Consider the following 18,276-nt stretch of genomic DNA (forward strand, 5'->3'; position numbering starts at 1 on the left):
CCTGTTTTGTAAGATAGAGGGAGAAAGATGTAGGTGAAATTTATGCGAAAAACTAGAGTGCTCCTTTTCTCGGAGGGATTCGGTACAGGTCATACCCAAGCGGCATACGCTTTGGCTGAGGGTCTTCATAGGAAAAACCCCCTCATCCAGTGCCGTGTCATAGAGCTCGGTAATTTCTTGAACCCTACCGTTGGTCCACTAATCTTATCGGCTTACCGTAAAACGGTCAGTGTACGTCCGCGTCTTGTGGGTATGCTCTACCGATCACAATATAAAAAGTCACTGAATCGAATTACACGCCTGGCCCTACACCGGATCTTTTATGCGCAAGCTGCACAGGTCATTAACCAGCTAAAGCCAGATGTTATCATCTGTACACATCCATTTCCTAACGCTGTTGTATCTCGTTTAAAGCGCCAAGGATTAAACGTTCCACTGTTTACACTTATCACAGATTACGATGCTCATGGTACTTGGGTCAACTCAGAGGTAGATGAATATCTTGTCTCTACTCCTCAAGTCAAAAAATTATTGATCAAACGCAACATTTTACCTGAGTACATACATGTTACTGGCATTCCCGTTCATCCAAAATTTTGGGATCAGGAGAACAAAGAACAGCTTCAAGCGGAGTTAGCGCTCAGCGATATGCCCACCGTACTTATTATGGGTGGTGGTTGGGGACTAGTCTTCAACAAAGATCTCCTTTTGAAGCTTGCTTCTAAAGCGAATGACATCCAGCTCGTATTTTGTATGGGACAAAATAAAAAACTCATTACCAGCATGAAGGAAAACCCACTATTCCGTCATCCGAACATTCATATTATGGGTTATCGTAAAGATATTCATAAGCTCATGGCTGTGTCAGACTTACTTATTACGAAGCCAGGAGGAATGACATGTGCTGAAGGAGCCGCCAAGGCAATCCCTATGCTCTTCTATGAGCCCATTCCTGGGCAAGAGGAGGAGAACTGCCTCTTCTTCGTTAATGAAGGCTTCGGAGAGGTTCTTGACTCTCCTGAGGTAATGGACAAATGGCTCGACTTATTATCGAAGCGTTATGATATGGTCTCTGATTACCGCAAGCAACTATTACACCGCAGACTTCCACACCTGGATCCAGATAATTGTGCGATTCAGGTACTCGGTATGCTCTCGCATGATGGGATCGATACGATTCCACCTGTCGTTCATCTGATAGCCGATTAGACATGATTGATCATGAGATAGCAAAAAGACTGTTCCACGAACTAGCATGATGCCTATGCAGTGGAACAGTCTTTTCTATTCTAGTACATGTCTAGTATTTCGTTTCTATTATATAGAAGAAATTAAATTTCAATGCTCTCACCAGGCTTCAGTGGGTAACCCTCCACACCCGTCTGTCTCAACCGGTCGCAGAATAATGAAGAATCCTGCGCAATGTCCGGGAAAGTATCATAATGAACGGGTATCACCCTCTTCGTACGGATCCACTGCGCGGCAAGCAATGCATCATCCGGCCCCATGGTTAGCACATCCCCAATAGGAAGCGCGGCACAATCGATCGTATTCATCTCACCAATCAGGCGCATATCACCGAACAGACTTGTGTCTCCTGCATGGTAGAACGTTTTGTCACCTATGGTCAGTAGAATACCTGCAGGCTGACCACCATAAATCCACGTATCTCCAACGGAGATCGAAGAGGAATGGAACGCTTGGGTGAATTTGACGTTGAATCCATCAAAGGAAAAACGACCACCAATATTCATCCCCTGAGATTTTACGCCTTGGTTAGCACAGTAAACTGCCAGCTCGTATACAGCAATGACAGGACAATCATTCTGCTTAGCAATCTGAATGGTGTCCCCAAAATGATCAGCATGCCCATGGGTAAGAATAACCGCATCCACCTGGATGTCTTCTGGTGAGATCCCTGAATTGGTATTGCCTGATAGAAACGGATCGATAATGACGCGAATTCCATTTTCCTCCACCAACGTACATGAATGGCCGTAATACGTAATTTTCATAGATCGAAAACACCTCCTGATTATAGTTTACCCAAATTCAGGTCTACTTGTAAAAAGAATGGTTCCCTATCTTCTTCGAAAATGTTCTGGAATGATGTACAGTCAGGTCTTCAGCCAGCTTTAAAGACAGGAAGAAATAAGTGTCATCACTAACTGCTTTATGACCATTAAGCGCAGCAGTAACAGCCTTTATCGTCTCCTTGCTAGGTGTAACACGATCCATGCGCCCATTGGCTACCGGACTAAATTGATATTTTTGATATATTACTTTTCTAATGGTATCGGGAAAATTGGCTGACCGCAGCCGGTTTAAGACAACATTGGCAACTGCCACTTTGCCTTCGTACGGTTCGCCCTCTGCTTCTGCCATTACAATCTTTTGGAGTAGAAGCAGTTCTTCAGCCGACAAAGCGTATTCCCAGGTCGCTTTTTCTTTTTCGTCCTGAGTTAATGTCTTTGTTCTCGTGAAGTATAATTTAGCGGGGGGTTGTTGGCTCTTGGCCTGTGATTTTACGACTTTTGTCCCCTCTTGTTTCTTGGGCTTGGTCTGGTTTGCAGGCTCTGACTCAGCCGCAGCCTTGGACTTACTCTTAGAAGTTCGATTTGCGGTGTCGATGGCGAAATGATTTCCCTTCAGCCCTGACTCCGAAAAGGACAAAATAACATCTTTCTCCGGTTTCCAATCCTGGAATTCTTTTGAAGGTAAAAGAGCTGGTAATACCCTATCGTTTTTATCTACAGAGATTCGTCCTGCTGTATTAGGTTCAGCTTCAGGAATAAGGGCGGATGCATCCTTGTGTGAATGTGGCTGCTCCTTCTTCCCTTCGCTTGCACTGGTCTGCATTCCCAGCAGACTTATTAAAGACAAACTCACAAAAAGCACTCCAACAAGCAGAGCAACCCAGCGATTTTGTCGTAATATTTTGCTATTCATAATCTTCCTCCTATATGTCGGCACATTCCTTCACTATGTAACCAGAAATTCAGGAGATGAAAACTTAAAAGTCCTTTGAATTCAAAAAAAGAGACTTAACCTTCGAACTTTATTTCTCCTAAAACCTCGTACATAGGGCTGGAATGCATATTCGTACGGAACAACACCAATCGATCTGCTGTAAAGATTCGCGGCTCTGGCCCGGTGCTTAACAAATCCGTTCGCATGCTACCACCTGTAAACTTTCTAGCTACGGTAATATGCGGGTTGTAAGGCCTGTCCTCTGCTCTAAAACCCAAGGGGGCCATCCCCGTTATTACGCGTTGTTGCAGTTTATCAAGCTTCTCCCTCTCACCTGCAATGCCTGCCCATAAAATGCGAGGTGCGGAAGAAAGGCCGAATATCCCGGCGCCTTGAAGACTTAATTCGATCGGTTGCTGCACTGCAGCTACCGCTTGTAGCGAAGACAAGACGGGCTCCACACTTCCGGCTTGTGTATCTCCTAGAAATTGGACTGTAATATGATAATCCTGCGGGTGTACCCATTTTCGAAAAGACATGTGCTTCTTAAGTTCCTGTGTCCAATTGTTAATGTTCTCTGACACAACTTCCGGCAAAGGTATGGCTATGAATAAACGCATAACCGGTTCCGTTTCGGCAGCATTCATGATATAACCTTCTTTCATTTTCGAAGTGGATTTCATGCCTACAGTCTTACAAATACCCCACTGAGTTTAACATGATACCAATAAAATCGAGAAATGTGAATGCAAGAAAATGACATTGACTAACCAATACATTTATGCTTTCCGCATGAACATTTGCTTTTTTGCACTTTTTATAAATTGATATTTATGAGGTTTAAATCATTTTTTATCGTAAGGATCGACTATTTCCTCTCGTTTCTGAACATGCGCACACGGTGTAATTCTGGTAAGATGGTTTGTGAAAGACTGGTACTTTTTTCAATATGATCTTACAACCACAGGAGGTTTGTTCCCATGCCCACTATTGTAGCTCTGCACGAACTAACGACCGAACAGAAGCAAAAAATAAGAGATGCTGCTCCCGATTATGAATTCATAAACGGGAAGTATAAGGAACTGCCTTCCGGTACCGTGGCAAAGGCGGATATTGTACTTGGATGGTCCAGTGCTGTCAGAGAAGAAGCACTTGGTGGAGATAGCCGAGTCCGCTGGATTCAAGTCTGGTCTGCGGGTGTAGACAAGATGCCGCTACATGAACTACAAGCCAAAGATATTGTGCTGACTAACGCCAGCGGTGTTCACAGCATTCCAATCACGGAGCAAATCTTCTCTATGCTTCTTGCTTATACTCGTAATCTGCATCATGCCATTCGTCAGCAAACGAAGAAGAACTGGGATAAATCAGGTACATTCCATGAACTAGCCGGCAAAACCGCCGTTATTGTTGGTGTAGGGCAGATTGGAAGCAATACAGCAAAAATCGCCAAAGCCTTCGGTATGAGAACCGTGGGTGTACGCAGATCTGGAAAGCCCGATCCGAATATCGATGTCATGTATAAGGTGGATGAATTAGACCAAGCCTTAGCTGAGGGCGATTTTATTATTAACATTTTGCCGCTGACAGATGAAACGAAGGGACTTTATCATGCTGGGCGATTCGAAGCGATGAAAGACGGAGCGTTCTTCGTGAACATGGGACGGGGTCCGAGTGTTGATACGGATGCGTTGTTAGATGCTTTAGAATCAGGTAAACTCGTTGGAGCCGGTCTCGATGTGTATGAACAAGAGCCTCTACCGAGTGATCATCCGCTGTGGGAGATGGAGAATGTCATCATGACACCGCACACGGCAGGTGACACGGTACACTATACGGATCGTGTCATTGATATATTTATCGAGAATTTGAAGGCCTATAGGCAGGGTAAACCTTTACCACGCAATGTAATCGACTATGAGAAGTCGTATTGATTCACATCATTACATCATAAAAGAGCCATCCCCAAAAGAGTGAATTCCAGGGATGGCTCCTTTTTTGATGAACACTATTCGCACAGCCATACCTCTCGGACAAAAGTGCCTTTTCGCGTTGTTATCCGGTCAAGGACCTGCCAGCCCGTATCGGGAAGCAACGCTTCCAGCGGCTCGGTACTTACAATAACCGCACGCCTTGTGAGTCTTCTGAGGCTACTTAACATGCGTCGTTTCTCCTCCTCAGGAAAGACCGAGCAGACGTTATACGGGAGATCCAGAACCGCTGCTTCGTACTCGCCATCCAATTCGTTCATATCGGCAATCTTCACAACGCTGTCGTCATAACCGTAATGCTTCAGGTTCACTCTAGCTCCCCGAATCGCAAGGGGGTTGATGTCGCAGCCTTTTACATCAAATCCCATGGACAGTGCCTCAATCAACACATTCCCCATACCACAACATGGATCAAGTAGATGTATCGTTGGATGATTAAGATTCGTAGGATCTTCATCAGGAACCGCGATATTTACGAGCGCTCGTGCGACCCGGGAGCTTAGCCCCGTAGAGTAGTTTTGCGGCTTTTGCTTATGGTTGAGCCATTTACGCTCCGGCAATGCCAGTCGTCCGAGCATCCAGCGGCCATCAATGGATATTAGGCCAAACGTAATTTCGGGCGCCTTCATCTCAGCTGTCCCCTGAATGCTTCCACCTACCAATCGTTCAAAGTTCCGCATCTCCTCATAAGAGAACGGGTCCCCTGCCTTCAAGCAAGAGACTTTAAAGGTCGAACCCTCAAGCTTGATTCTACTAGCTTGTTCTGCGATCTGATCCATGGTTGTCCCGGTTAACATGACATCCAGTCTAGCAGATATGAATGGGCTACGGTCCGGATCAATGAGCCTCTCTACTTCCATCCAGGATGTACCTTCGGATGGAACTTGTCCTTGTCTAGGTCCTTGTCTAAGACCGAATAGCTCTGTAAGTTCTAGTAAGCACAATTCCTTCTCGGATTCATGACAAGCGAAGGTATAAATATAATTGCTAGGATTCTCCTCCGTCTGCTGCAGGAGGGAATCGGATAAATGGGTCATGATATGCATCATTTCTTTCCTTGGGGATAGATTTGTGGTTCCATCGCTACAACTATAACTCTAACGGAGTCATGCATAGGATCGTTACATCTGAGCTATGGCTTCCGCCAGCAAACGGTAGGAGTTCAGCCGTTCTTCATAGCTTCCTACTGGAGGTGTAAAAATTAAAAACGCCTCACATTCATATTGTTCCGCCATCCGAAGCAAGCGATCTCTGACTTGTTCGGGTGTTCCGCATAGCATTCGAGTAGGCTCTTCACTTGCAGAAGGAGTGGATTCTCCCCGCTCTTGCGGTGGTCCTGGAAGATCAGCTAAGCGGAGCAACCGCTGAGCTTCCTCATGGGTTGCTGCGCAAATGACGCCAACAGCCACCATCATTTTCGGATTTGCAAGTACATCAGAAGGCTGGAAAGCGTATCGGTAGGCAGACAACACGACCGCCCCATTCGTGTCACTCATGAACTGCCCGAATACATACCCCGTTCCGAACTCTGCAGCCATATTAGCACTCTTCACATTCGTACCAAGCATCCACAGCTCAGGAGGTATTCGGGGAACCGGCTTCGCTGTAACGGGTACCTCTTCATAGGTATAGGAATCGTTCAGCAATGCCTTGAGGACTTGTACACGATTGGGCATATCAGCAACATTAGCGAGAAAATTGCCACTTAGCGCCATCGATGTATGTGCTGATCCACCAGGTGCACGGCCGACACCAAGGTCAATCCGCCCTGGATATAGCGCAGATAGCATCCGGAAATTTTCGGCCACCTTGAGCGGACTGTAATGCGGGAGCAGCACGGCACCTGAGCCGAGGCGAATGGTGTCCGTTCGGGCACCAATATGCGACAGCAGTACCTCGGGTGATGCACAAGAAAGATTGTCCATATCATGGTGCTCCGCTGCCCAGTAGCGTGCGTAGCCCCATTTTTCCGCATGAACAGCCAGGTTGACCGCTTGTCCCAGTGCTTCCTCAAAGGAGGCGTCACCCATACGCGGAATCAGATCCAGCACACTTAATGAAATACGACTCATATGGTGAACACCTTCCTCCTTGGAGCCTTGGTCTTAGTCCAGATCATAGATTGATCCGACTTTCAATCCATACAATTCGTTGTAAATCTTCTCAGCAAAGGCATCGGTCATTCCCGCAATATAATCGATCACCATGTGCTCCCACGTCCAAATCGGATGCTCCCGCTTCTGGTCCGCTTCGTACCGGTTCAGCCAGTCGGACGGAATAATTGCTTTCGAAGCGATCGGATCGTTAAAAGCATCCCATAGGCGTTTAATGACCCATTCACTGCGTTTTTGCAGGCGCTGCACTCGTAAGTCCCGGATCATTGTCACCCAGGCAAAGCTCTTCAGCACACTTACCGTGCGCAGCATATCCTCATCTTCTACTCCATCTTTGACAAAGGTGACTTTCTTCCAATCACCGTCAGAAATGACACCCAAGCTGCTAACAAAAAGGCTAACCCAGTAGGCTTTAACCTCTCGTCTTGTACGAGAATAATCATTCTCGCACACCGGCATTTTCTCATTCCAGATGCGGAGGAAATAATCCAACACCTGCACCACCTTAGGCTCGATCTGTTCTTTTGTCCAGCCTTTCCAGACCTCGTCCTCCAAGGTCATAATCTTCTCTACGATTAGCTTGTTCAGATGACTATCGCGCAGAAAATGCTCGTGCACCTCAATCTTACCAGCCTTAATCCCGTCCTCCAGATCATGTGCAGAATACGCGATGTCATCGCAGAGATCCATGAGCTGTGCTTCGAGAGTCCTTTTCGTATCCGGAATTCCCCACTCTTTACGAATCTGAGAGATGTACTCCCATTCGTGACGATACATTCCCTTGGGATTATCCAGACCAGAGAAAGGATATTTGTTAATACCGAGCAGAACTGCATCTGAGAGATTGAGGCCGTTCACGTCTTCCCTTTTCTCCAAAAACATGATCAGGCGAAAGTTATGCGCATTTCCTTCAAAATGTTCATATTTCCGGCGCAAGGTCTGCTGAATGAACATCGCTTGATCCGGTGTCGGCATTCCTGGCAGGTTAATCAGTTCCTCTTCTGTCTTGCGATCAATCACCCGCTTCAGAATGCCTTGCAGCACTTCCTCTCCCTTATGGCCGAACGGAGGATGTCCGAAATCATGAGCAATCGCCGCGCACTCCACCACTTCCGAATCAATGATAAGTCCTGCATTCTGTGCCGCTTCCGGAAGCACCTCTGGATAAGTACGAGCCAAGCTTCGAGCTGCCTCCCGGGCAATCTGTGCAACCTCCAGAGAGTGCGTCAAGCGTGTACGGTAATAATCCCCTGTTCCCGCACCGAATACTTGGGATTTTCCTTGTAAACGACGGAATGTGGGGGAATGAATCAGACGAGAATAATCCCGCTCATATGCAGCTCGGGATGCATCCACCTTGGTCTTCTCCGGGTATTGCCGATGTTCTCTTAGCTCCTTCAATTTGTTAGTTTCCATGCTGCTCCATCTCCTGTTTATCTGTTTCTTGTTTCGTTGTTCCATATTGTTTCATCTATTATATGTCATGGCAGCATGGAAACAAAAACACGAACTTTTAGATGGAATTAATTAACTTCATTTAATGGGCTTCAGTAAGCCAAGACGATAAAGAACCGTCATCATCCGATAGAAATCATAACTGCCTTGCGTATCCTGAATGACACCGGATTTGATGGCAGCTTGTATCGCAGGGTCTGCCCAGCTCGGAAGCATGGTCTGATTATGAAGAGTCTGCAATGATTTCAAAGTCGTCTGCAGCTGGTTGATTTGTGTCTCCTGCTTCGCTATAGTCTGCGATTGAGCCGTTTGGTTCTCAGCTAGCTGACGCACCTGGTCTTGCAGTTTGTTGATCTGGTTAGAAAGCTCTTCTATTTTCACCACATCCTCCTCCTTCACTTGTCCTTCTAGATCGTACTGCTGAAGTCCGTATGTCTCTATTATTGAAATAAGCTTCTGCGGATACTTCGGGTCGGTTGCATACCCACCTTTCCATATCGCGGTAGCGGCTGTTTTGTAATCAGCCCCTAATACACCGTGATAGCGTGCCGGTTGATCCTTGGTTCCATTCAGAATGAGTCGTGTATGGTCTTCTACCGATTCATTCCAAGCGTTATACTTGCGGAACTGCGCGTTCACAGTGTATCGGTCTTGTCCTCTGTACTCCGTAGTAGGCATCGTCACGCTTCCAGCAGGTCCGGTCCCTTTCATACCGAACAAGTTGTTTGCTTGCTTCGTAAGGCTACTCTCGCCCCAGCCCGATTCCAGAATCGCTTGGGCAATCGTCAGCGACGCAGGAACACCATAGCGACGCATGTCCTCTACAGCCACGGGCGCAAGCTTCCCTATAAATTCAAGAGGCTTCATCTTTCTTCTCCTCCTTTCTAGCAGTTTCGTTCTCTTCCTCAGATTTAGATTGGAAGACTCTTACCACATTACGTAACGATTGTGGAATTGGAACCCCCATTCGCCCGACGTTCTCAATAATAGACAGGAGTTCATTAGCTAAGATCTTTACCACCATATCCTGTCTTCATTTATCATTGACTCCAATCCTCGCCTGCTTTACAACCTGATGACCGAATACCGCAAATGCACCTACTAGAATTCCTTGAATCAACGACTCAATGTTCCAGCTTAGTAATCCACCTGTAAGCAACACAGCCAGAACAACAACAAAATACACGATGCTCCAGTCCGGTATCTTAGGTGTTTTCTTCAGTACAATGCCAATTACCCAACAAGTAGAAACAACAACAAACAACCTCGGATCAATAAGTTCAAAAATCATGTTCCATTCCAGATTCATTCATCCTCTCAAAATAATTATTCTTCTATCCGATCAAGCCGCCTATGAGCTTGCTTTGATGATTCCTCGACTCTGATAATGCGTTCTGTCAAACCATCCATTCGTTGCCCCTGAATACGCACGTCCACCTTAATATCATCAATTCCGCGTTTAATGTAAGACACGTCAGTTTGTAATGATCCGTCTACAGTCGCTTCCTGGGCTATTTCAGCTTTAGTTGCTTTAGTTCGCCCTATCCAACCCAACAGCATCCCACTAATGGTTCCTATTAGTGCAATCATACCAACAATGTCCACCTTTAATCCTCCTCTCTTTAAAAATAAAAATGCCCCCGGACCTCTCCAAGGACATAAAAAGTACGCTTTTATGCTGTATCTATTTCGACCTAATTAATCTTGCCTGTTTCTACGTTTTACCCCTTTTCTTCTAGTAATGTCTTTTGGACTTCATTTAACTGAACTTACAGCTACTCTATGACGTTTTTCAGTTGATGATGGAGGTGGCGGTTTCATTACATGTTGGTAATAGATTTCAATCTTGTTCAGGTCAATAAAGGAAAAACAGTCATTCCTTCTGGCATTTCTGGCTTCAGGATTTTCTCACTTTAATTCTTTCCTCTTGTAATTCATCTTTAAACGGATTGAGAGGAATCGCTTTTATACCTTTATGTTTTCCAAATAAAAAAGTACAAGTTTTATCACCCCCAAATTCCAATCATATCTATTGTTTTATAAAAAATCCCTGATACATTTCTCGCATACACTCTAGCTCTAATATATAAATCTCCTGCTCCACCCCAAGAAATAGTTTGTTGAATCCAGTTTCCATTATTAAAAAAAGTTACTCTACCTGTATCGCGGTTAATATAAAACTCTCGGATAAAGAGAGGCCCCGAAGTGTAAAGAATGTTAGAAGTTGATGTCCCCGCAGCATTCTGCAATTGAATATAAAATTCTAACTCACCCTGCCTCGTGTGTAATTGAATAGCGTTTGATTGTGGATATGAACGGTGCTGAATAGCGCCTAACCTTGCTTTTGCTGGTAACCTTAGCATTTCAAATTCATACGATTCCCCTGCGACTAGAGACACTTCTGTGTTGCTATTACCCTCTATTTTTTCAACCCTTCCAGAAACAGAAGGCTCTAATGTACCAACCACGTTGTCAACAATAACACCTAACTTAATATTCTCGGGTTTCTTATTGGGGTCCCCCTTAATGATAATGTTACTCGAATAATAACCCGCACTTTTTATAATGTCGGTTGTTCCAGATGTTACCGTTCCGCCTGCTCCACGGTTTGGCATACTACCAGTAATAGAGCCGTTTGCGTTCGATGCAGTTTTGCCCGCCAGCAAATCCGCCGCCGTTGCGTTACCCGTTGCTCGAATTATTGCCGCCATTTTCGGGACTAGCTGTGACCATGTCTCACTTGTAGTCGCCGTTAACCCAATGGAATTGAGCGCGGCAACCACTTCCGCTTTACGATCAATTCCAGCTTGCTTTCCCGCAAGAGCTTCTTTCATAACATCGGCTAATGCCTTTTCGGTGGGAGCCACATTTTCACGTGTCCCGTTTGTTTCATTGGATAGCTGCACAATACCTGCCTGAGTCAACGATGCTGGCGGTACAACAACATTACCTAAATCTTCCCTAACCTCTCCCACAGCCTCATCAATCTTGTCCCAGTTGTCATTCAGCATCGTCTTAATATTAAAAGTCTCGTTCCCATCCACCATCGGGTCTTTCTTCAACAGTCCTAAATTCGGTGTATTACTAGACAACTCAAACACCTCCTGCAAATTTATTTAATGGTGTTTCTTCCAACTCGTGTAGTGTTATCACGTCATGAATATCGCGTATGAGCAAGTAATTAAACTCATACTCCACAGCTAAATGCGCCGGCTTGATCTCCTCAATCGCTGCCTTCAAATCTTCCAGATTTGGCGGGATGCCAAGAGTATCTACGAACTTGACCGTAAAGCTCCATTGTTCAGGTTGAAAAGAAACCTCAACCGCTCCCCCGTCATATGCTTCCGCAACATTCTTCACCAGCCGCCCGCTAAACGTCCCGGCTCCCCGCAGCTTCGACTCCAGCACCGCACGCCGCTGCTCGATCGGCTTGGTTCTATCCGTTGGAATTCCAAGCTCGGATTCCCAGCGATCCAAGCCCCAGGTAGCCGTGCGAACAAAGAACTGGTCAGCGGATGAATTCAGCGCATCGTAAAACGCATCCAGCTCGCTTCCCTTCGCATCCATATCCGATTGCATCACCCGGGAAGTCTCGTAATAGGCCGGGAGATAAGAAAACAGCTCGCGACCCCGCAAGCTGTTCATCCTCGTATTATTCACTTACGCTCACCTTCCCTAGCACCGCTACCTGACCGGAGCCAATCTCAATATTGTGTTGCTCCGTGCTACCGTTAATCGTCAAATCGGCGTAGTCCACAATAATCGGGATATCCAGTAGCACAGCAGCAATCCGCGTATACCGGACCAAGGGATCTTTTCGGTTGAACGCAATCTGCTTCAAGTATGCGCGGACACCCTCCTCGATCAGCCCACGGATTTCATCTAATGTTGAGGGCTGCTCCAGTGTGCGCTGTACTTTAACGGAGATGTTAATCTCCACTTCCACCGCAGGCATGACGGTGACCACCGGCCCTGCCGGAGCGGCACCTTCTCCTTGTCCATCCTGAGATGGATCAATGTACTGCTGAACCGCCTCCACAATTTCTGGGCTTGCCGCACGCTTGTCCGTATCCAGCAGATATAACCCTACGGTACCAGGTCCTTGCCAGAGCGGAGCAACCTCGACACCTCCAACACCCGCTATATCGCTAGCCCACTGCATGTACTGTGATTTATTCCCACTGGTTCCTTGGCTGCGAACCTTTGCGTAAAAACGCTCCAAGAGTGACTGATCGGTCTCGATATCGCTCCCGCTCCGTGTCGGTTCGGGGTTCGTCACAGACATTATCCCACTGACCGATGTCATCATAAGCTGAATAACACCTGCGGGCACATTACCGTTCTTCCCAGGAGTAACGGCTCGAATCGGCGCAATGCCACTGCCCTGCTCACTTAGCGTGATACCCAATGTGGTTACATACTCTACAGAGGACTCACCGGACCCCTCATCCGCGGGCGTAGCTACATTTGTCCCTGCGGGTACAACGGTGCCGGGTTTCCCTGTAAACAAGGCACTTCCGGACGAAGCAACGGCTTCACGTCTTGCTAAACCATGCTCTGCGACCCTCAGATCCAACTCGGCAGAACGAATATCTGGGATATCACTCGCTGCTGTGCTTGCAAATCCGCGTCGAAGTAATTCCTGTGCCCAGATAGCGGCCTCAGATAACATAAACGCTACCGGCGCCTGCGCATCCCACATAAAAGAACCCTCCGACTTGTCGATGTCGGGAGGAACTTTATTCAGCATTCGGTTCATAATGTTCTCTTCCGTCTGGTCCTGCAGATATAAAGGAAGATTTCCCAACTAAATCACCACACTTTCTATAATCTCCGTCTCATCCCGGACGCTCGTAATTTGGCAGCTGAAGCGGCAAGCTTCCCCTTCCCAAGTGAACAGAAATTGACTCACACTTTCCGTTCGCGCATCTGCCAGCAGCGTCTCCGTCACCATACGCTGAATCTCACTTTCTTGTAAGGCTCGGTCATTCATTTCACCAATCAGTTCCGTTAGCTCACTTCCATAATCACGGGAATAAATCAGGTGATGATAACGCGGCGTACGGATAGCTTTTTCACACCAGATCACCCACGCTTCCTTCTCATCTACCACCGCTATTTTTCGGGTCGGGGACATCACAAACTCACCAGCTTCATAATCAAAACGCCAGCTCCGTCCAAAAACCGCGCCGTCTCCTACAAGCATCTCTGTCTCTGACACCTCACTCCAGACCATATCGTCCGTTTCAGGAAACAAACTAGCCATGGCTGTTCACCACCTTACATACCACCACAACGTCATTGCCACTGTTCACTCGAACAGCCAGCACCCGATCGCCTGGCTTTAAGCCTGTTCCCAGTTCAAGGCACGTATTCTCAACTTCCGTTTCTTCAAGATCCAAAGACATTTCAACCCGCTTCCCTTCCCAGCTCGCACTTCCTTTCATCATGCGCCTCGGTAACGTCAGCAGCCCGGGGATCTCAGCAACCATATAATCCTGCAACTCATACTTGAAATCATCCAGTTTCAGACCTGTTGAGGTGATCGTACCCAGAACCGCGCCCACACCACCAATGGCTTGACGTGTCTGCTTATGAAATGAAGCATATAAAGAGGATGCCAATTGTCCATAGGGGTCCTTATTCAAGATAAAACCTCCTTTTCACATCGTCGTAGCTCCCCAACTCCAGCGCCATGCTCCCGGGATTGCCAAGCTCATGACTAACTGAAATGACAAGTAACTTCATGGAACCCAGCAAAACCGCATCGCCAGCTCGAACCGTGTTAATGTCCGGTGCATTCAAGGAGATCGTCTCCTGAATGCCTCGAAGCTTGCTTTTGGCTAACTCGCTTGCAGCCGCAGTCGATTTCACCTCATCATCTTGAATGATGGCCTGAAGCAGGCCATATTTTGCAATGTCCTTCTTTTCAATGGCCATCACCTTGGATGGAACCTCTTTGCCCGTCTCGCTGGCTGATGTGGCAAGCACCTTAACCTTGGTCGCTGCTCCCTCGAGCGTACGGGTCTGTGTCGTATCCGTGATCGATTCGAGAATATACACATCCTTATTCGTCCCAAGCTCATAAAGCTCAAGTCCAGAGGAGATCATCCGGGGATGATACAGCTTCCCTCCGGCTTTAGCTGTCTCCCGCAGATCAGCGAACATACTGGCATAGATCGATTGTGTTCTGTATACCGACCGGCCTAACTTCTTCTCCGTATCTGGCAAAACAGCAATTTTCAGCTCCCAATCAGCTGCATACTTCTTAAACCGCTGCGTTGCCGTCTGCTTCGCCGGGAATAAATACTCATCCTCCGATTTATCCAGATATACCGTACGGTCATACAGCGTCAGAGTCATCCGCTTTACGCCGTTATTCGAAGTCTCCACTTCCCATACCACAGCTGGATGCAAGATAGGAACGTAATCCTTCTTCCCATAAGGAATGCCGCTAATCCGAATGGACATGCCCGGTGATATCTGCGGCATATCCGGCGTCACGATAAGATTAACTGTCCCCTGATAAGCGACTTGCTCCAATGAATCCCTGAGATGGATGTTCTCAACAAGCGGCGACAAATCATATTTATCCTGCAAAATTACCTTATAACTCATGACAGCACCAGCTTTTGTCCGGGTTTGATAGCGTTAGGATTGTTACCGATGTCCTTCTGGTTCAGCTTGTAAATCTGATTCCATTTTGAGCTGTCTCCCAGCTCCAGCTTGGCGATTTTGGAGAGCGAGTCTCCCGGCTTTACAATATACGTCTTGAGCTTTTCCTTCATATCTTCTCTCTGCTGCTTATTCGTTGCAGACGCACCCGCAGCTCCGCTGCCAGCTATTTTGGCTACCTTCATTTCACTCCAGGATCGAAGCGTGATATCAAAATACACATCTCCCCGCTCCCCGCCGCGGAACGTCGATTGATGAGAGGATACGAACACCGGAACATTCACTGCCGATTCAGTAATAATAAAACGCAGCGGAGTTTTGAGCACCAAAAACTCGTTTAGCTTATTCATATTGGTCTGCGGTTTAAGAAAGCCTTCCTTATCTCCCTTACAGAAAGAATCGTCAAATTCATGCGGAAAGAAAGAAGAGAATGAAAACTCCTTAATCCGGTTTCCTTGCGGAAAATCGAATTCCCCAAAGTTGAGAATCGTAGCTGTATCGAATCCTTTTTGCCGGGAGATGGTGATCTCCTCAGGATTGACCGGGAACAGGAATTTTTCTCCCTTCCCATTTCGCAGAATAAATTTCACAGCGACCTCACTCCTTTCTATTAAATAGTCACTGTTAACTGACACTGCTGAATACTCCCTTACTAAAACGCCATGGGTCCCGGCTTTCGATTCTGCGCGGCTTTACTTAGCTCGGCTCGAAGTCGCTGGCCAACCTGCATAATCAGTCCTTCTACATCCACTGGATGCTCTTCACGAACCGTGACTTGAACCGCTCCTGGGGGAAGATTATAGTTCGTAGTATTCTCCTGTTTAAAGTCTCGAAGCAACCCAGTTAAGGAAGTCATCTGCTCTGGACTGATCTGCACAACCTGTGAAGACAACTTCCCTCCTGCATTCACCGGATTACTCGCTGCCTGTATTCGTGGACCTGAAGTTAATGCCGGGGGTGGGCCGAATGCGTTAGGGGGCACCGCAAAAGATCCGCTAGACGCGCTGTAAGAATGCGAAAATCCAGTTGCATTAGTAGAAGATACAGCGTTTCTTGGCGTAATAGCGGCCGGCTTATTCGCAAGGTCTTCCGCCTTGTTTTTCTTTTTGCCAAAAGAAAACTTACTGGAGAACCAATCCGTAACCTTCGAGGCACTCTCTTGGATTTTGTTGCTTGCATCCGAGATAAGTCCACCGGCTTTCTCTCCGAGCCAACTGCCTGCGGTTCCGCCCAAAGCAGAACCAACCAAGGTTCCTGCCCCTGGAATAATGGATCCAATGAAGCCTCCGATCGCGGCTCCTGCACCTCCACCGACTGCTGAGCCGATCGCTTGAGAGCGCTCTTTTCCCGGTGCTGCCGTTGCAATGGATGCGACATCGGCTGCAAACCCCAACGGCCCTAGCATTCTTTTGCCGAAACCTTTAACTGCGTTTGAAAACAGATTTCCACCACTTTTAGCCATGCTCTTGGTAGCGCTCGACGCTATATCATTACCATTCGTCATACTCTTGGAAGAACTGGACACGATGCCCCCACTAATTGTCATACTCTTGGGAGCACTAGACACGATACCACTACTGCCCTTTTTCCCACCAAAAAGCTTGCCGAAACCTTGAAATCCCCCAATCAAATCTCCACCAGCCGAACCAATGGTTTCAAGTAAGGCCCCTGCTGCACCTGCGGTTTTTCGAAGTCTTCCTCTCTTCCTGCCTCTTGTCTCAATCCTCGAAGGAGTTCTGGAATCGTCACTTGTTACGAACTTTCCCCCTTTACCGCCAGGATTTCCTCCCTTCTTCGAACCTTTAGACGTTCCGCTCGGTTTTCTTCGGGCCATAATACCATTGGAACAACAACATTTCTCTTGCTCTTTGCCCTTCCAAGCATCACCAAGCGCCTTGATCTTCTCCGGTATTTCAGCCGCGCTCTTCACACCACCGCCAATGGATTTTGCAACGCCGAACCCGTCTTTAATTTTGTCCCATATGCTTTTCGGTTTCTCTTCCTTGGCTCCACCAGGCGTGCCCACTTTCCCGATCGACAATGTCAGCTTGTTTATCGTTTTGTTATTCACTTGCAGAGCTTGTGTCATGGGAGAAAATTCTCTCTGGCCACCTATCTGCTTCACCTTCACATTCAAGTTCACATTGGCAGATGCCTGAATGACTTCGGATTTCACTTTGTTGATTTTAGCAAGCAGGCTGTCCAGTCCTTTCGAAGCGCTGTCCTTCAATACAATTTCAGGAGCCATACGGGTCCTTCCGATCTTGAGCACACGTCCCTGAATTCGTTCAAAATATCGCTCCATCGCCCGCAGCTCACGATTTGCCTTGATCACATTTTTCGGATCAATGACAAGATTCATGCGATAATTTATCGCTTCAGCCATTTAGATTCACCTCCCTTGTTCATTTATTACTGATCTACTGCGCTGTCCATTTCCATCTCGGAAAAGGCAAGTAGCAATAGACGTTCACCCCGCGGTAAACGCCAAAAATCTCCGGGACGAAGGTGATGCCGTACCCACAGATGATATAGCATCGTTGTCATTCCCCCGGAGCTGATCAGTTTTTTAGGTCCGTAATTTCAACCCCAAATCCGGACAGCTCCAGCACCTTATCGCCAACCGCATCCAGCTCTCCAGCTAGAAGCATGCGGCGAACAGCCTGCTCCCCGCCCGACACTTTCATGCGGCTCGTAATCCTCGGATCACCCCAACCATTCAGAGCTAGCCCCTTTACAGCTAGGCTGCCTGTCGCTTCGGAGATAAGCAGCGCATTAAACGTTTCGGTATCTACTTTCTCATCTACCGCCCCCTTCACGGTCCGGCGAACAATGCAGCGTTCACGGATGCTATCCACCCTGCTCGAAGTCAGTCCATGCAGAACGATCTGCATGTCCAGACGCTTAATGCGCACCGTTTCCTCTGGCAGCTTCTCCGCCGCCTCAAACAGACTGTCCAGAATTTGTTCTTCGCTTAAGTTCTCGTGCAAGCTCATGTTTTGTCTCCTTTTCATTAAAAAAGTATCCGAATATATTCACTACCAATAACCCGGCAGCCGCAAAATCCCCAC

General features: G+C 47.2%; 21 protein-coding genes and 1 pseudogene. 2 read left to right on the top strand and 20 right to left on the bottom strand.

Going from position 1 to position 18,276, the window contains the following annotated elements:
• Positions 1-42: 42 nt before the first annotated feature.
• Positions 43-1,209, top strand: coding sequence for an MGDG synthase family glycosyltransferase (locus AC3WJJ_RS15090; RefSeq protein ID WP_492542071.1), 1,167 nt, complete (start codon positions 43-45; stop codon positions 1,207-1,209).
• A 122-nt stretch (positions 1,210-1,331) separates the two neighbouring features.
• On the opposite strand, the gene AC3WJJ_RS15095 is transcribed toward AC3WJJ_RS15090, so the two are convergent.
• The 3 genes from AC3WJJ_RS15095 to thpR form a co-directional block, all read right to left on the bottom strand.
• On the bottom strand, positions 1,332-2,015 hold the full coding sequence (locus AC3WJJ_RS15095; RefSeq protein WP_492541799.1) for a metal-dependent hydrolase: 684 nt from the start codon (positions 2,013-2,015) through the stop codon (positions 1,332-1,334).
• Positions 2,016-2,058: 43 nt separating this feature from the next.
• Positions 2,059-2,949 (bottom strand): cell wall hydrolase, encoded by an 891-nt coding sequence (locus AC3WJJ_RS15100; protein WP_492541801.1) that lies wholly within the window; start codon positions 2,947-2,949, stop codon positions 2,059-2,061.
• Between the two features lie 95 nt (positions 2,950-3,044).
• Entirely contained in the window at positions 3,045-3,617 is a 573-nt protein-coding gene (gene thpR / locus AC3WJJ_RS15105) for an RNA 2',3'-cyclic phosphodiesterase (protein ID WP_492541803.1), read from the bottom strand.
• A gap of 333 nt (positions 3,618-3,950) precedes the next feature.
• Between thpR and AC3WJJ_RS15110 the strand changes: the two genes are divergently transcribed.
• Positions 3,951-4,904 (top strand): D-2-hydroxyacid dehydrogenase, encoded by a 954-nt coding sequence (locus AC3WJJ_RS15110; protein WP_492541805.1) that lies wholly within the window; start codon positions 3,951-3,953, stop codon positions 4,902-4,904.
• Between the two features lie 74 nt (positions 4,905-4,978).
• Here the strand turns inward: AC3WJJ_RS15110 and AC3WJJ_RS15115 are convergent, their stop codons facing one another.
• The 17 genes and pseudogenes from AC3WJJ_RS15115 to AC3WJJ_RS15195 all read right to left on the bottom strand — a co-directional run bounded on the left by AC3WJJ_RS15115 (position 4,979) and on the right by AC3WJJ_RS15195 (position 18,201).
• Positions 4,979-5,998, bottom strand: a complete 1,020-nt coding sequence (locus AC3WJJ_RS15115; protein WP_492541807.1) for a TRM11 family SAM-dependent methyltransferase — start codon at positions 5,996-5,998, stop codon at positions 4,979-4,981.
• An 84-nt stretch (positions 5,999-6,082) separates the two neighbouring features.
• The gene (locus AC3WJJ_RS15120) at positions 6,083-7,033 is read right to left on the bottom strand and encodes an LLM class flavin-dependent oxidoreductase (RefSeq protein WP_492541809.1); all 951 of its coding nucleotides are present in this window, start codon (positions 7,031-7,033) and stop codon (positions 6,083-6,085) included.
• Positions 7,034-7,066: 33 nt separating this feature from the next.
• A complete protein-coding gene (locus AC3WJJ_RS15125; RefSeq protein ID WP_422658191.1) occupies positions 7,067-8,491 on the bottom strand; it encodes a deoxyguanosinetriphosphate triphosphohydrolase family protein in 1,425 nt (474 codons plus the stop codon).
• A gap of 117 nt (positions 8,492-8,608) precedes the next feature.
• Positions 8,609-9,397 carry a glycoside hydrolase family 73 protein gene (locus AC3WJJ_RS15130; RefSeq protein WP_492541811.1) on the bottom strand — a complete coding sequence of 263 codons (789 nt, stop codon included), beginning with the start codon at positions 9,395-9,397 and terminating at the stop codon, positions 8,609-8,611.
• Positions 9,384-9,545 (bottom strand): annotated as a pseudogene (locus AC3WJJ_RS15135) (phage holin family protein); the annotation flags it as partial. The pseudogene AC3WJJ_RS15135 and the gene AC3WJJ_RS15130, both read right to left, overlap by 14 nt.
• Positions 9,546-9,563: 18 nt before the next feature.
• On the bottom strand, positions 9,564-9,821 hold the full coding sequence (locus tag AC3WJJ_RS15140; RefSeq protein WP_492541813.1) for a phage holin family protein: 258 nt from the start codon (positions 9,819-9,821) through the stop codon (positions 9,564-9,566).
• A gap of 35 nt (positions 9,822-9,856) precedes the next feature.
• Positions 9,857-10,120: a hypothetical protein gene (locus tag AC3WJJ_RS15145; protein ID WP_492541815.1), complete on the bottom strand. Its 264-nt coding sequence runs from the start codon at positions 10,118-10,120 to the stop codon at positions 9,857-9,859.
• Positions 10,121-10,536: 416 nt separating this feature from the next.
• Positions 10,537-11,622: a tail fiber protein gene (locus tag AC3WJJ_RS15150; RefSeq protein ID WP_492541817.1), complete on the bottom strand. Its 1,086-nt coding sequence runs from the start codon at positions 11,620-11,622 to the stop codon at positions 10,537-10,539.
• Position 11,623: 1 nt separating this feature from the next.
• The gene (locus tag AC3WJJ_RS15155) at positions 11,624-12,190 is read right to left on the bottom strand and encodes a YmfQ family protein (RefSeq protein WP_492541819.1); all 567 of its coding nucleotides are present in this window, start codon (positions 12,188-12,190) and stop codon (positions 11,624-11,626) included.
• Positions 12,183-13,337 (bottom strand): baseplate J/gp47 family protein, encoded by a 1,155-nt coding sequence (locus AC3WJJ_RS15160; protein ID WP_492541821.1) that lies wholly within the window; start codon positions 13,335-13,337, stop codon positions 12,183-12,185. Before AC3WJJ_RS15160 ends, AC3WJJ_RS15155 begins: the two co-directional genes overlap by 8 nt.
• Positions 13,338-13,796, bottom strand: a complete 459-nt coding sequence (locus AC3WJJ_RS15165; protein WP_492541823.1) for a DUF2634 domain-containing protein — start codon at positions 13,794-13,796, stop codon at positions 13,338-13,340.
• Entirely contained in the window at positions 13,789-14,178 is a 390-nt protein-coding gene (locus AC3WJJ_RS15170; protein WP_492541825.1) for a hypothetical protein, read from the bottom strand. Before AC3WJJ_RS15170 ends, AC3WJJ_RS15165 begins: the two co-directional genes overlap by 8 nt.
• Positions 14,171-15,148: an XkdQ/YqbQ family protein gene (locus AC3WJJ_RS15175; protein ID WP_492541827.1), complete on the bottom strand. Its 978-nt coding sequence runs from the start codon at positions 15,146-15,148 to the stop codon at positions 14,171-14,173. The genes AC3WJJ_RS15170 and AC3WJJ_RS15175 overlap by 8 nt, the downstream gene beginning before the upstream one ends.
• On the bottom strand, positions 15,145-15,795 hold the full coding sequence (locus tag AC3WJJ_RS15180) for a LysM peptidoglycan-binding domain-containing protein (protein ID WP_492541829.1): 651 nt from the start codon (positions 15,793-15,795) through the stop codon (positions 15,145-15,147). Before AC3WJJ_RS15180 ends, AC3WJJ_RS15175 begins: the two co-directional genes overlap by 4 nt.
• 62 nt (positions 15,796-15,857) lie before the next feature.
• On the bottom strand, positions 15,858-17,591 hold the full coding sequence (locus tag AC3WJJ_RS15185; protein ID WP_492541831.1) for a hypothetical protein: 1,734 nt from the start codon (positions 17,589-17,591) through the stop codon (positions 15,858-15,860).
• Positions 17,592-17,617: 26 nt separating this feature from the next.
• Positions 17,618-17,743 carry a hypothetical protein gene (locus AC3WJJ_RS15190; protein WP_492541833.1) on the bottom strand — a complete coding sequence of 42 codons (126 nt, stop codon included), beginning with the start codon at positions 17,741-17,743 and terminating at the stop codon, positions 17,618-17,620.
• 23 nt (positions 17,744-17,766) lie between these two features.
• Positions 17,767-18,201, bottom strand: a complete 435-nt coding sequence (locus AC3WJJ_RS15195) for a phage tail assembly chaperone (protein ID WP_492541835.1) — start codon at positions 18,199-18,201, stop codon at positions 17,767-17,769.
• Positions 18,202-18,276: the final 75 nt, after the last annotated feature.

Source organism: Paenibacillus sp. FW507-14B1B (genome assembly GCF_058781425.1).

Bases quoted from the DNA above. Each gene is read 5' to 3' on its own strand.
- AC3WJJ_RS15090 (WP_492542071.1), top strand. From the start codon at position 43: ATGCGAAAAACTAGAGTGCTCCTTTTCTCGGAGGGATTCGGTACAGGT.
- AC3WJJ_RS15095 (WP_492541799.1), bottom strand. From the start codon at position 2,015: ATGAAAATTACGTATTACGGCCATTCATGTACGTTGGTGGAGGAAAAT.
- AC3WJJ_RS15100 (WP_492541801.1), bottom strand. From the start codon at position 2,949: ATGAATAGCAAAATATTACGACAAAATCGCTGGGTTGCTCTGCTTGTT.
- thpR (WP_492541803.1), bottom strand. From the start codon at position 3,617: ATGAATGCTGCCGAAACGGAACCGGTTATGCGTTTATTCATAGCCATA.
- AC3WJJ_RS15110 (WP_492541805.1), top strand. From the start codon at position 3,951: ATGCCCACTATTGTAGCTCTGCACGAACTAACGACCGAACAGAAGCAA.
- AC3WJJ_RS15115 (WP_492541807.1), bottom strand. From the start codon at position 5,998: ATGACCCATTTATCCGATTCCCTCCTGCAGCAGACGGAGGAGAATCCT.
- AC3WJJ_RS15120 (WP_492541809.1), bottom strand. From the start codon at position 7,033: ATGAGTCGTATTTCATTAAGTGTGCTGGATCTGATTCCGCGTATGGGT.
- AC3WJJ_RS15125 (WP_422658191.1), bottom strand. From the start codon at position 8,491: ATGGAAACTAACAAATTGAAGGAGCTAAGAGAACATCGGCAATACCCG.
- AC3WJJ_RS15130 (WP_492541811.1), bottom strand. From the start codon at position 9,397: ATGAAGCCTCTTGAATTTATAGGGAAGCTTGCGCCCGTGGCTGTAGAG.
- AC3WJJ_RS15140 (WP_492541813.1), bottom strand. From the start codon at position 9,821: ATGATTTTTGAACTTATTGATCCGAGGTTGTTTGTTGTTGTTTCTACT.
- AC3WJJ_RS15145 (WP_492541815.1), bottom strand. From the start codon at position 10,120: ATGATTGCACTAATAGGAACCATTAGTGGGATGCTGTTGGGTTGGATA.
- AC3WJJ_RS15165 (WP_492541823.1), bottom strand. From the start codon at position 13,796: ATGGCTAGTTTGTTTCCTGAAACGGACGATATGGTCTGGAGTGAGGTG.
- AC3WJJ_RS15175 (WP_492541827.1), bottom strand. From the start codon at position 15,148: ATGAGTTATAAGGTAATTTTGCAGGATAAATATGATTTGTCGCCGCTT.
- AC3WJJ_RS15185 (WP_492541831.1), bottom strand. From the start codon at position 17,591: ATGGCTGAAGCGATAAATTATCGCATGAATCTTGTCATTGATCCGAAA.
- AC3WJJ_RS15190 (WP_492541833.1), bottom strand. From the start codon at position 17,743: ATGCTATATCATCTGTGGGTACGGCATCACCTTCGTCCCGGAGATTTT.
- AC3WJJ_RS15195 (WP_492541835.1), bottom strand. From the start codon at position 18,201: ATGAGCTTGCACGAGAACTTAAGCGAAGAACAAATTCTGGACAGTCTG.